10 protein-coding genes are annotated in these 12,429 nt (G+C 70.3%); 7 read left to right on the top strand and 3 right to left on the bottom strand.

Annotated elements, in window-relative coordinates; all coding sequences use genetic code 11:
- Positions 1 to 28: 28 nt before the first annotated feature.
- The gene (locus CP970_RS31570) at positions 29 to 517 is read right to left on the bottom strand and encodes a GNAT family N-acetyltransferase (RefSeq protein WP_055545150.1); all 489 of its coding nucleotides are present in this window, start codon (positions 515 to 517) and stop codon (positions 29 to 31) included.
- A gap of 60 nt (positions 518 to 577) precedes the next feature.
- Here CP970_RS31570 and CP970_RS31565 point away from each other — a divergent pair, with 60 nt between their 5' ends.
- From CP970_RS31565 to CP970_RS31555, 3 genes are all read left to right on the top strand, one after another.
- Positions 578 to 1,489, top strand: a complete 912-nt coding sequence (locus tag CP970_RS31565; RefSeq protein WP_055545131.1) for a TIGR01777 family oxidoreductase — start codon at positions 578 to 580, stop codon at positions 1,487 to 1,489.
- Between the two features lie 290 nt (positions 1,490 to 1,779).
- A complete protein-coding gene (locus CP970_RS31560; protein WP_055545132.1) occupies positions 1,780 to 3,111 on the top strand; it encodes an NAD(P)/FAD-dependent oxidoreductase in 1,332 nt (443 codons plus the stop codon).
- Between the two features lie 218 nt (positions 3,112 to 3,329).
- Positions 3,330 to 5,474, top strand: coding sequence for a family 20 glycosylhydrolase (locus tag CP970_RS31555; protein WP_224058850.1), 2,145 nt, complete (start codon positions 3,330 to 3,332; stop codon positions 5,472 to 5,474).
- 91 nt (positions 5,475 to 5,565) lie between these two features.
- Here CP970_RS31555 and CP970_RS31550 read toward each other — a convergent pair whose 3' ends face one another.
- On the bottom strand, positions 5,566 to 7,011 hold the full coding sequence (locus CP970_RS31550) for a hypothetical protein (RefSeq protein WP_055545133.1): 1,446 nt from the start codon (positions 7,009 to 7,011) through the stop codon (positions 5,566 to 5,568).
- 216 nt (positions 7,012 to 7,227) lie between these two features.
- Between CP970_RS31550 and lipB the strand changes: the two genes are divergently transcribed.
- The 4 genes from lipB (at position 7,228) to CP970_RS31530 (ending at position 10,406) form a co-directional block, all read left to right on the top strand.
- A complete protein-coding gene (gene lipB, locus CP970_RS31545; protein WP_055545134.1) occupies positions 7,228 to 8,025 on the top strand; it encodes a lipoyl(octanoyl) transferase LipB in 798 nt (265 codons plus the stop codon).
- Between the two features lie 175 nt (positions 8,026 to 8,200).
- Entirely contained in the window at positions 8,201 to 9,166 is a 966-nt protein-coding gene (locus CP970_RS31540) for a lipoyl synthase (RefSeq protein ID WP_055545135.1), read from the top strand.
- A gap of 304 nt (positions 9,167 to 9,470) precedes the next feature.
- Positions 9,471 to 9,674, top strand: coding sequence for an SCO2195 family GlnR-regulated protein (locus tag CP970_RS31535; protein WP_055545136.1), 204 nt, complete (start codon positions 9,471 to 9,473; stop codon positions 9,672 to 9,674).
- A 30-nt stretch (positions 9,675 to 9,704) separates the two neighbouring features.
- Entirely contained in the window at positions 9,705 to 10,406 is a 702-nt protein-coding gene (locus tag CP970_RS31530; RefSeq protein ID WP_055545137.1) for a DUF4191 domain-containing protein, read from the top strand.
- On the opposite strand, the gene CP970_RS31525 is transcribed toward CP970_RS31530, so the two are convergent.
- Positions 10,333 to 12,417 carry a recombinase family protein gene (locus CP970_RS31525; protein WP_079043306.1) on the bottom strand — a complete coding sequence of 695 codons (2,085 nt, stop codon included), beginning with the start codon at positions 12,415 to 12,417 and terminating at the stop codon, positions 10,333 to 10,335. The genes CP970_RS31530 and CP970_RS31525 overlap by 74 nt on opposite strands.
- Positions 12,418 to 12,429 lie beyond the last annotated feature (12 nt).

The following is a 12,429-nucleotide window of genomic DNA, read 5'->3' as shown; positions in this document are numbered from 1 at the left end:
CGGTCCGTCGGATGGGGCGTCCCGCAGGTCAGAGGGGGCGGCCCATGAGGACGTCGTCGACGTACGCGCCGTCGAGGAGGAACTCGCCGGGCAGCACGCCCTCGATCACGAAGCCCTCCGCTTCGTAGAGCTTGCGGGCCGGGGTGTTGTGCCCGAGGACCCGCAGCGTGATGCGGACCGCGCCCTGCCTGCGGGCCTCGTCCATGGCCGCCCTGATCAGCGTCCTGCCGACGCCCTTGCCGCGCTGCTCCTCCGCGACGACGAAGCCCTGGATCTGCCGGACGTGCGCGTTGACGAGGAGCGGGGTGGGGTAGCCGAGCTTCACATAGCCGACGATCCGCTGGTCCACCTCGGCGACCAGGTGGTCGCGCGGGCCGAAACGGTCGTTGAAGAAGGGGTCGTACGGCGGCTGCGGGCGCGGCTGGACCGCGTGCAGCGTGGACCAGGTGGCGCGGTCGAGGCGGGCGAGGGCATCGTCGTCCTCGGGCAGGGCGGTGCGTATGTGCATGTCCGGCATGGCGCCACTGTACGGCGGCACCACGGGCCCCACCGTCGTTTTTGGGGGCAGGATGGGCCCATGGAAACCACACGGTCCCGCGTCGCCGTGGCCGGCGCCTCCGGGCTCATCGGTACGGCGCTGACCCGCTCCCTCACCGAGGACGGGCACGAGGTGGTGCGGCTCGTGCGCAGAGCGCCCCGCACGAAGGACGAGGTGCGCTGGGCCCCCGAGCAGGGGCGCGTGGACACGGCCGGACTCGCCGGGTGCACCGCGGTGGTCAACCTCGCGGGCGCGGGCATCGGCGACCACCGCTGGACGGCCGCGTACAAGCGGGAGCTGCGCGACAGCCGGGTGCTCGGCACCGCGGCGCTCGCCTCCGCCGTCGCCTCGCTCGACGAGCACGAGCGGCCGCGGGTGTTCCTGAACGCGAGCGCGATCGGCTACTACGGAGACACCGGACAGCGCGCGGTCGACGAGAGCGCCCCCGCCGGTGACGGCTTCCTGCCGTCCCTGTGCGTGGAGTGGGAGGAGGCCACCGCCGCAGCGAGGGAGGCGGGCATCCGGACCGTCGTCGCCCGCAACGGCCTGGTGGTGGGCCGCGGGGGCGGGGCCTGGGCCCGTCTCTTCCCGCTCTTCAAGGCGGGGCTCGGCGGACGCCTCGGCGACGGACGGCAGTACTGGAGCTACATCTCGCTGCACGACGAGGTGGCCGCCCTGCGACACCTCATCGACACGCCCGCGCTGTCGGGCCCGGTGAACCTGACGGCTCCCGAGCCGCTCACCAACCGTGAGGTGACGGCCGCGATGGGGCGCGTGCTGCACCGCCCCACGCTCCTGACGGCCCCCGCGCCCGCGCTCCGGATCGTGCTCGGAGAGATGGCGGCGGACGTACTCGGCAGCCAACGGGTCCTGCCGACGCGCCTCCTGGAGTCCGGTTTCACGTTCGCGTTCCCGACGATCGAGGAAACGCTCAGATCGGCGTTGCGATAGCTCTGCGCGGGAGCGGTTTCTACGCCACCGCGATGGCTCTGTACGACAGCGGTTCCTATCCCCCCGTTAACGCCCCTCGGCAACGTGGGCTGTGCCCACCCGTGCCGCCCCAGCGGCACGATTGCCCACAGCAGGGCAGCCCCGACGCGACCCCCGTGCGCCCGTGCCCGGTCCATGCGCGACTCCCCACGCCGTCCCCCGCTCCTACCCTCGATCCGAACTCGTGGATTCCGGAGCCCTGTCGGGGGCATCAGGCCCCCACAAGCCCGCACGACCTCTGGGAGGGGCACGTGCTAGAGCCTGCGCACCATGCCGACGTCGTCATCGTGGGAGCCGGGGCCGCGGGCCTCTCGGCCGCACACCGGCTGACCAGCGCCGGTGTAACGACCGTCGTCCTGGAGGCCGCCCCTTACGTCGGCGGCCGCATGTCGACCGAGAAGATAGACGGGTTCCGGCTGGACAGGATCGGGCAACTGCTCACCACCTCGTATCCGGAACTACGCCGCACCCCGGGCCTCGACTCACTGGTCCTGCGCCCCTTCTCCCCCGGCCTCCTCGTCCACAGCGAAGGCCGCCACCACCGCGCGGCGGAGCCCGTGCCCGCACGGAGCGCGAGGGGCGCACTCAGCGCCGCGCGCGCCCTGGCGAGCGCCCCCCGCGGACCGCGATCCGCTCCCCCCGGCGGCCCCCTCGGCGGCCCCTTCGACCAGGCACGCCTGGGCGCGGCCCTGGCCCGCCTCGCGGCAACCCCCGTGGAGCGCATCCTGTCGCGCCCCGAACTCCCCGCGGGAGACGCCCTGTCCGCCCGCGGACTCCCCTCGCGCACCATCCAGGGCTTCCTGCGCCCACTGCTCTCCGCGCTCCTGTGCGACCCCGACCTGACCACATCGAGCCGCTGCGCCGACCTCGCCCTGCACGCCTTCGCGAGCGGCCGCCTCTGCCTGCCCGAGGGCGGCGCCGAGGTCCTGCCCGAGCTCCTCGCCGCCACCCTGCCGCCGGGCACGGTCCGCACCGGCGTCCGGGTCACCTCCGTCTCCACGTCCCGCGTCGCCACCGAGGGCCACGGCGAGATCGGCTGCCGCGCCGTACTCCTGGCCACCGACGCCCGCGCCGCCGCCGAACTCCTGCCGGGCCTGCGCGTGCCGCCCTTCCACGAGATGACGGTGGTGCACCACACCGCGCCCGAGCCGCCCCTCGACGGGGCCGCGCTGCTCCTGGACGCGGACCGTGCGGGTCCGGTCGCCCACACGGCGGTGATCAGCCAGGTCGACCCCTCGCGCGCGCCCGCCGACCGCGTGCTCGTCTCCTCGACGGTGCTCGGCCCGCCACCCGACCAGCGCGCCGTCCGCACGCACCTCGCCGACCTGTACGGCACCCCGACCGACCGCTGGGAGCTGCTCGCCGTGCACCACACCCGCGAGGCCGTGCCCGCGATGCCGCCCCCGCACGACGTGCGCCGCCCGGTGCGGCTGCTCTCGGGGCTCTACGTGTGCGGCGACCACCGGGACACCAGCACGGTGCAGGGCGCGCTGTACTCGGGCCGCCGCGCGGCGCACGCCGCGCTCACGGACTTCGGCATCACCACGGCGTACGCCCCTGAGTCACTGGCCACGGCCGCCTGAGCCATCCGACCTCTGTCCCGCTCCCCCGGAAGCCCCCGCGCCCCCCAAGCGGGGGCTTCTCCCTGCCCACGGCTCCACCCATCCCTGCAACCACCCTTGCCACATGGGTAGTACGCGGTTACGTTCCCTCGCAATCGCCCAGCAGCGGGAGGACTGACGTGCGTCGCACCTTGCCGGTGATATCGCTCATCCTCGGCCTATTCATGGGAGCTCTAGCCTTGCCCACCGCCCACGCCGACGGCCCTCGCGAGGGATCCGCGGGAGCGGCGACCCCGCCGTCCGTCATCCCCCGCCCCACGCAATGGACCGCACTCGACGGCCACACCTCACTCACCCGCCGCACCCGCATCCTCATCGACCCGCGCACCGAGTCCACCACCGCGCTGCCCGAGGGACGCGCCGAACTCCCGGGCCCGGCACGGCAGTCCGTACGACAACTCGCCGCTCAGCTGCGTACGGAGATCAAGCAGGTCACCGGCATCACGCCCCGCATCACCAGCGACCGCCACCCGGCGGCGGGTGACATCGTCCTCACCCTCACGGACAAGGACGCACCCGGCGCCGAGGGCTACCGCTTCGACAGCAGGGGCCCGGTCCGCGTCGAGGCCGCCTCCACGCACGGCCTCTACTACGGCACCCGCACCCTGCTCCAGCTCCTGCGCGCCACGGCCGAAGGACACCGCGAGGTGCCCCGCGCCACGGCCACCGACCGCCCCGCGCAGCGGATCCGGATGGTGCACCTCGACGCGGGCCGCAAGTACTGGCGGATCCCTTACCTGGAGAACCTGATCCGCAGGATGGGCGACCAGAAGCTCAACACGCTGCTCCTGCACCTCTCCGAATCCGAGGGCTTCCGCCTGTACAGCCCGAAGTTCCCGGGCCTCGCCGACCCCGAGCACAGCTACAGCCGCGCCGACATCGAACACCTCAAGGCCTTCGCGGCCCGCCACCACGTCCAGCTGATGCCCGGCCTCGAACTGCCGGGCCACGCCACCGCGATCATCCGCACCTTCGGCATCGGCTTCGGCTCGGGCCCGAACCCGTGCACGGGCGCGCACACGCACTCCCACCTCACGCCCGACTGGATCATCGACATGACCAGCGAGAAGGCGATCGAGAAGTCCGAGGAGATCGTCGACGAGTTCGCGGGCTGGTTCGACGCGCCGCTGTTCTCGATCGGCGCCGAGGAGGTCCCTGGGCAGCTCGCCGAGTGCCCGCGCGTGCAGGACTACCTGGCGTCCGCCCCCGACGTCTCCACCCTGGGCGACCTCCTCAACCGCTACATCAACACCCTTGACGACGTGGTCACTTCGCACGGCAAGCGGACCGCCGTGTACAACGGCTCCGAGCACCTGGCCGCACCCCAGCAGAAGGTCCGCGCCCCGGTCGTCTTCCTCACCTGGGAGGGCACGGGCGCCGAGCCCGCCGTCCCCGGGCACGACGAGATCGCCATCGGCCCGTTCTACGACACCCCGAACAACTACCACCACAAGTATCCCGACGAGCCCTGGATGTACGACAGTTGGGCGCCCAGTACCGAGCCCGACATGCTCGGCGCGGGCGTCACCAACTGGGCCGACTACAACTTCTGGGCCGACGACGGCTACTTCGAGCGGCACATGGCGGGCGCCCGCGCGATCCTCGCCGACCGCGCCTGGAACAGGTCCGTGACACCGGACGCGCTCGCCGACTTCCGGGCCCGCGCCGCGCGCGTCGGCGACCCGCCGGGGACGACGCCCGCGCCCGTGGTGCCCCGCGTCCAGGGGCGCCCCAGCCACCACTGGACCTTCGACGACGCGCCGTACCCGAGCGGCTGGACGTACGCGGGCAGCCCCGGCAACACGCTCCTCGCCGAGGACGTCGCGGGCGGCCTGTCCGGCACCTCGTACATCATCGACAACCCGACCCCGGTGCCCGGCGTGCGCGGCCGGGCCTGGCGCTTCGACTCCGACCGGGACGGCGTGGGCTTCGGCGGCCTGGACGTCGCCGAGCCCTGGACGGTCTCGGTCCGCGTCCGCGTCTCGTCGCGCACCCCCGACCAGGTGCTGCTCAGCTCCGAGGCGGGCGCCCTGAAGCTGATGCAGCACGGCACGGGACGGGTCGGCTTCACGCGCTACGGCGAGGCCGACCTCAGCTTCGACCACACGCTGCCGCTCGACCGCTGGACCCGGCTGACCTGGGTCGCGACGCCGGGACACACGGTCCTGTACGCCGACGGGAAGCGGATCGGCGCCGTCGACGCCTCGATCCCGCTCCCCCTGCGCTCCATCGGCACGGAGTCCGCGAGCCTGCGGGGTGACGTGGACGACTTGATCACGTGGGACGAGCCCTTGAGCGCCGAGGAGGCATCCCGCTTGCGGTGAGTCCGGCACCTGCGGTGAGCCCGGCACCACCTCGCGGTGAGCCCGGCACCGCGGGACTCACCGCTTCGCTCCGCACGGTCGCGGCACTGGCTCATCCCAGCGCCGCGACCTTGTCGCGATACCCCCGCACGGGGGCCGCGTCCCGGTAGGGCTCAAGACGCCGCTCGAAGTCGCGTACGTATTCGTGGGCCCGCGCGGACCGCATCTCGCCCGCGGCCTGCGCCGCCTCCGCGCCCAGCTGACAGGCCTGCTCCAGCTCGCCGAGGCCGAGCCGCGCGGTGGCGAGCACCACCCGGCAGAACAGGCGGCTGCGCGCGAACGCGGGCGCCCGCAGCTGGAGGGAGCGCTCGGCGTACTGGGCCGCGGCGCGGTACTGCTGCAGATCGCGGTAGCTGTGCCCGAACTCGTCCGCGAGCTGCGCCTCGTCGAAGAACCGTGCCCAGTGCGGCACTTCGTCGCCGGGCCGCGCCGCTTCGAGCGACCGCTCGGCCCGCACCAGGGACGCCGTGCAGGCCCGCACCTCGCCGAGCACCCCGTGCCCGCGCGCCTCCGCCGAGTAGAGCAGGGCCTGGACGACGGGCGACGCCGACGAGCCGACGCCCTGCTGGGCGACGCGGGCCAGCTGGACCGCCTCGCGCCCGTGCCCCAGATAGACGGCCTGGCGGCTCATGGTGACCAGGACGTACGAGCCGTACGCACGGTCGCCGGCGGCCTGCGAGAGGCGCAGGGCCTGGACGTAGTACCGCTGGGCGAGGCCGTGCGCGGCGATGTCGTACGAGGTCCAGCCCGCGAGCCGGGTCAGGTCGGCGGCGGCCGCGAAGAGCCGCCGCCCGGCCTGCTCGCCGTAGGTGCCGCGCAGCATCGGCTCGGCCTCGTGCTCCAGGTAGCGCACCAGGGCCTGGCGCGCGTGCCCGCCTCCGTAGGCGTGGTCGAGGGCGCGGAAGAGCTCCCCGACGGCACGCAGGGCCGCGATGTCGCCGCTGGTGACCCGCTGACCGGGACCGCGTTCGGGGCCCTGCCGCTGCCGGGGTACGACGGGGCGGCCCTGGATCGGTACGCGCGAGTGGCCGGGGTCGGCCTCCCCGCGTCCCACCCGCTCGTCGGCCCTGCCGATCAGCCAGTCCCTGCTCGGTACGACGAGGCCCGCCGGGGTGAAGGCGATCTTCCGCAGTTCCGCGTGGCTGCCGGAGTCCTTGCGCCACAGGCCGCCGACGATGTCGACCGCCTCCTCGGGCGAGGCCGCGAACTCCAGGCCCGCGTAGACCGGCGCGCACGCGTCGAGGCCGAGGTCCTGTGCGGACAGGCGCCGCCCGAGCCGCCGCGTGAACACCTCGGCGATCAGCGCGGGCGTGGTGCCTCTGGGTTGCTGACCGCGCAGCCAGCGGGTCACGGACGTCTTGTCGTACCGCAGGTCGAGGCCGTGCTCAAGCCCGAGCTGGTCGACGCGGCGCGCGAGGCCCGCATTGGAGAACCCGGCTTCCGCGATGAGCGCGGCTAGCTGGCGGTTGGGAGTGCGCTGCGGGGGTCGTTCCGTCATCGGCTGTGCGGTCTCCTGCCTTTCGGGCCTGCCTTGAGCAGCCCTTATGGCCTCGTGAACGGCGTGAATGTAGCGGCCAGCAGAGCCGCCGTCGGGCGCTTGACCCGTCATTCATCCGATCGTGTGAGGAACCCGGGTCGGAGTTGCCGGTCGAGGGGGCCCGTACAGTGGCAGAGGCGCGATATGTGCACGGTGAACGTTCAGGGAGGCACTGCCGTGAGTGAGTTTCGGTTCGTCCGGCTGGGCTTCGGCCCGGACGCCGTCGAGTACCAAGAGGCGTGGGACGAGCAGCGCCGCGTGCACGCCGCCCGCTTCGCCGACGAGGTCCCCGACACCTGCCTGCTCCTGGAGCATCCGCCGGTCTACACCGCGGGCCGCCGCACCGAGGACAGCGAGCGCCCGCTGGACGGCACTCCCGTCGTCGACGTGGACCGCGGCGGCAAGATCACCTGGCACGGACCGGGGCAGTTGGTCGGCTATCCGATCCAGAAACTGCCCCGCCCGGTGGACGTCGTAGCACATGTGCGCCGCCTGGAGGAGGCGCTTATCCGTACGTGTGCGGAGTTCGGTCTGGAGACCTCGCGCGTCGAGGGCCGCAGCGGCGTGTGGGTCCTCGGCGACCCGGTGGAGCGACGTCCGGCGCTCGGCGGGCTCTCCCTGGACTTCGACCCGCGCCTTCAGGACGACGAGTTCGACGCCCGGTTCAACGGTCCGGAGTACGCCCCGTCCAACGCGGGCCAGCGCCGCGAGGACCGCAAGATCGCCGCGATCGGCATCCGCGTCGCCAAGGGCGTGACGATGCACGGCTTCGCGTTCAACGTGAACCCGGACAACACCTGGTTCGACCGGATCATCCCGTGCGGCATCCGCGACGCGGGCGTGACGTCCCTCTCGTACGAGCTGGACCGCGAGATCACCATCGCGGACGTGCTGCCGGTCGCCGAGCGGCACCTGCGGGACGTGCTGGAGAACGCGGAGCTCGCGCCGCGGGTCATCGAGAAGGCCACCGCTTAGGGAGCCTCAGGGCACCTCAGGGCGCTTTAGGGCGCCTCAGGGCGGGTCCTGGACCCACGGGTCCGGGGCTCGGGGGAATGCACCCCCTTGGCCAGAGGTTGGCCAGAAGTAAGCCCAACGACATCACGGGCGTACCCTGGTGTGCGCCGAAGAATCGAAGCTACAGGGAGCCGATGTGTCCGCAGTCGCACCCGACGGACGCAAGATGCTGCGCCTGGAGGTCCGGAACGCCCAGACCCCCATCGAGCGCAAGCCCGAGTGGATCAAGACCCGGGCGAAAATGGGCCCCGAGTACAACGCCCTGCAGAAGCTCGTGAAGAGCGAGGGTCTGCACACGGTCTGCCAGGAGGCGGGCTGTCCGAACATCTACGAGTGCTGGGAAGACCGCGAGGCCACGTTCCTCATCGGCGGCGACCAGTGCACGCGGCGCTGTGACTTCTGCCAGATCGACACGGGCAAGCCGCAGGCCCTCGACCGCGACGAGCCCCGCCGCGTCGGCGAGTCCGTCGTCACGATGGACCTGAACTACGCCACGATCACCGGCGTCGCCCGCGACGACCTGGAGGACGGCGGCGCCTGGCTGTACGCGGAGACCGTGCGCCAGATCCACGCGATGACGGCGGAGCGCGCCGAGGGCTACACCAAGGTCGAGCTGCTCATCCCGGACTTCAACGCCGAGCCCGACCAGCTGGCCGAGGTCTTCTCGTCCCGCCCCGAGGTGCTCGGGCACAACGTCGAGACGGTGCCGCGGATCTTCAAGCGGATCCGCCCCGGCTTCCGCTACGAGCGCTCGCTCGAGGTCATCACGAAGGCCCGCGAGGCCGGTCTCGTCACCAAGTCCAACCTGATCCTGGGCATGGGTGAGACCCGCGAAGAGGTCAGCGAGGCGCTGCGCCAGCTGCACGAGGCGGGCACCGAGCTCATCACCATCACCCAGTACCTGCGGCCCACGCCGCGCCACCACCCCGTGGAGCGCTGGGTGAAGCCCGCGGAGTTCGTGGAGCTGAAGGACGAGGCCGACCAGATCGGCTTCTCCGGAGTGATGTCCGGGCCGCTGGTCCGCTCCTCGTACCGCGCGGGGCGGCTGTACCAGATGGCGATCGAGAAGCGCGGTGCGTACGTCGCCTCGCAGGCGGTGTGACGCGAGCGCCGTCGTGCTCCGCGTGACGCGGGCACATGCCGGGCACGCACACACTGTGTGAATCGGCGCACAAGTGACTACCACCCAGTAGTGGCCGTAATGACGCGGCCCATACGATCCCCGCAGGTGAACGGGACCGTATGGGCCGCGTCAGCGTTTTGGGCCCCCGCGTCAAGGTTTCATCGGTGTTTGACCGGTCGGTCACGCCCTGGTAACACCAATCAGTGACCCTGGAATTACCGCACGTACAGCCTTACCCATAGCCGCTCCCCCCACCCGAGCCGCTCCCCAGGAGGGCCCCATCATGCAGGCCGCGCCCGTACGCGCCACCGCGATCCCGTCCGTCACCGACGCCCTGCGCGCCGTCGAGTCGCTTCTGATGAGCGGCGGCCAGCGCACCGCACGCCGCAACGCCTGGACTTCCGTGCTCGAGGACCGGCGCCGCGCCAAGGACCGGGTCGAGGCGCAGCGCGTGCTTGAAGAGGCCGTGACAACCCGCACGTCGTAGTCGGTACCGGGGGCACGTAGACTTCACCGCATGGCGAGGAAGGAAACCACCGCGGCGGCTTCGGCCGCGGAACCAGGGCGACTCAAGCAGATTGCCCTCACCTACAAGATGACCCGGCGGGCCGACTCGAAGATCGGCCTCATCATCGCGGCTGTGGGAATCGTCACCTTTGGTGTCTTCCTCGCGATCGGCTTCTGGCTCGGTCACCCGGTCTACCTGGGCATTCTCGGATTCCTGCTCGCCTTCCTCGCGATGGCGATCGTCTTCGGACGCAGGGCCGAGCGTGCCGCCTTCGGGCAGATGGAAGGCCAGCCCGGTGCGGCCGCCGCGGTGCTCGACAAGATCGGCCGCGGCTGGACGACGACCCCGGCGATCGCGATGAACCGCAGCCAGGACGTGGTGCACCGCACCGTCGGCAAGGCGGGCATCGTCCTGGTGGCCGAGGGCAACCCGAACCGGGTCAAGGGCCTGCTGGCCGCCGAGAAGAAGAAGATGGCGCGCATCGTCGCGGACGTCCCGGTGCACGACGTCATCGTCGGCACCACGGACGACACGGTCTCCCTGAAGAAGCTGCGCACCACGCTCCTGAAGCTCCCCCGCGTACTGACAGGACCGCAGGTCACGGCGACCAACGACCGGCTGCGCGCGATGGGTGATCTTATGTCGAACATGCCGCTGCCGAAGGGGCCGATGCCGAAGGGTGTGAAGGGCGGTCGCCCGCCTCGCTCATAGCGAGGAGGAGCACCCCAGGCCGTACCTCTCCCGTCATCTGCATGGGCGGGAGAGGATGAGCCCGCGCTACCGGAACTGTCTGACAGGCGCCCTCCAGGGCGCCCATAACCCGCTCCCAGCGCCCTGAGGAACGCCACCGCTTCCAGTGCCCGATGAGGCCCGTGGAGCCGTGCTCAGCGTCCAACTCGGGCCACGAGGCGCCAGTGCGAGCCTTCTTGAGGAAGGCTTCCAGCGCCGTCCGAGGAGCAAGCCCGCCCTTCTGGCGCGGCACGACACCGCCACCTGCGAACCCCTCCGACTCCATGACGCGCTCCCACGCGCAGTCGCACAGTGTCGGCACCGGACGCTTATGGGTGCGGAACCACTCCCCTACGGGACAGACGAGTCCACGATGCATGCCCGGGGGCGGACCGGTAATCACGATCTCGGTGTTGAGCAAGCTGAAGAATTCCTGCTTCTCCTCCGCAGAGAAGTGCTCCAACCTCCCCCGAGCCCTCCGCGCCAGCACCTGAAGACTCCGCCCCCGCTGATCTTCCAGAGACGCCGCCTCTTGCCAACCGGCCACCGTTGCCCGGCTCCGCTCCAACTCGTCCAAGCCGTCGTTGAGCGGCTTGATCGCTCGATTGACCGCCGCCTGAGCTTCACCCGGTGAGAGCCCTCTCCTAGCCGCTTGCTGCGCGGCCACGGCCATCGTGATGTCGATCGTGCTCTCTTGTTCAGCGATCTTCTGGTCCAACTCAGCCAGTCGGGAAGCAAAGTCCACTTTGCGCTCTTCCGCGCGCCCCATCCACTCGTCGGATAGCGCTTGGAGCCTTTTCCCGTCTCGGAAGAAGTCGCAGACGCTCCCCCAAGCCCAGTCTTCGATTCCCTCTGCGTAGAGTTGCGGGCATGAGCAGGCGGGCGTCCCCGGATAAGCCTCTCGCTTACCGGCACAGAGATAATGGGCCGATGGTTCACTCTGCGGAGAGCAGCCAACATAGTGCTTGCCACACTGGCTTTTGATACTGCCAGTGAGCAGGTAAACCCGCCCCTGCGAGTACACGCGCCTAGGCTTCTCTGTAGCGCGCCGAAGCTCCAATACTTCTTCGGGCGTGAACATCGGGGCAAGCGGGATCACGCATGTTTCACCCCACACGGGCACACCATCTGGGTCTTTTATTGCACTCTTACCACGGAACACATAACGCGCCTCAAGTAGGTCCTCATCGAGCAAGCGAGACCGGAAGTTTGGCTCACTCCAGGGTTTCCCGGAACGAGTTACCAGCCCCTCGGCATTGAGAGTTCGGACCGTTCGCCGCCAGTTCCCTTTGTACTTGACGACCAGAACACGCCCCCTGCGTAGGACAACTGCCTCATGTAAGGCCGTGCAAACGTCAGAGCGAGAGCATTTCTCGCCCCCGTCGCAGGCGTCGATTACTTGGCGCTGCTTGCCTTTAACTCCCTTGTTCTCGATGCGGTACCCGTAGCGGGATGCACCACCCACGTAGCCACCCATTCGGGCCTTCTTCTGAATCCCGCCTTGAGTCCTCTTCCGTATTCGATTGAGTTCCTTGAAGGCTTCGTCCGCCTTCTCACGCATTCGCTCTTCGCCGTCCTCGGTCGTGTTGTCTATGTCGTCATCCACGATGGCGACATAGACACCGAGGTCTTGCAGCTTCCACACCCATTCCCAGAAGACCCGATTCTTACGACCCACTGCCCGAGTCTCATAGACCACGACCATATTGAAAGGGCAGTTCTTCCCTAGGGCCAGATTCATGATGTCTGTCGCCCTCGGCCGCTCGTCCCACGGGAGCGTGCCCGACTCCCCTTCATCCTTGAAGGTGTCGACGTGGCGCCAGCCCTTGCGCGCGATGTACGCGGCTGTCTCATCCCCTGTGTAGGCGATGCCGTACCCATCAACCTGTTGACCGGTGGAAACCCGCAGGTAGTCCACTGCGTTGTAAACGGGTGCAGCGCTGTCGCGCGCTTGGGCCTCAACGTCGATCGCAGATGTGACAGAGTTTCCCATGTCAGTCCCTCC

This window comes from Streptomyces kanamyceticus (genome assembly GCF_008704495.1).
GTDB classification, from domain to species: Bacteria; Actinomycetota; Actinomycetes; order Streptomycetales; family Streptomycetaceae; genus Streptomyces; species Streptomyces kanamyceticus.
The sequence above is the reverse complement of the archived record's forward strand: the minus strand, read 5'-3'. Positions and strand labels throughout refer to the sequence as shown.

Excerpts from the sequence above, each read along its gene's own strand:
- CP970_RS31525 (WP_079043306.1), bottom strand. The coding sequence starts at position 12,417 with ATGGGAAACTCTGTCACATCTGCGATCGACGTTGAGGCCCAAGCGCGC.
- CP970_RS31565 (WP_055545131.1), top strand. The coding sequence starts at position 578 with ATGGAAACCACACGGTCCCGCGTCGCCGTGGCCGGCGCCTCCGGGCTC.
- CP970_RS31530 (WP_055545137.1), top strand. The coding sequence starts at position 9,705 with ATGGCGAGGAAGGAAACCACCGCGGCGGCTTCGGCCGCGGAACCAGGG.
- CP970_RS31535 (WP_055545136.1), top strand. The coding sequence starts at position 9,471 with ATGCAGGCCGCGCCCGTACGCGCCACCGCGATCCCGTCCGTCACCGAC.
- CP970_RS31550 (WP_055545133.1), bottom strand. The coding sequence starts at position 7,011 with ATGACGGAACGACCCCCGCAGCGCACTCCCAACCGCCAGCTAGCCGCG.
- CP970_RS31570 (WP_055545150.1), bottom strand. The coding sequence starts at position 517 with ATGCCGGACATGCACATACGCACCGCCCTGCCCGAGGACGACGATGCC.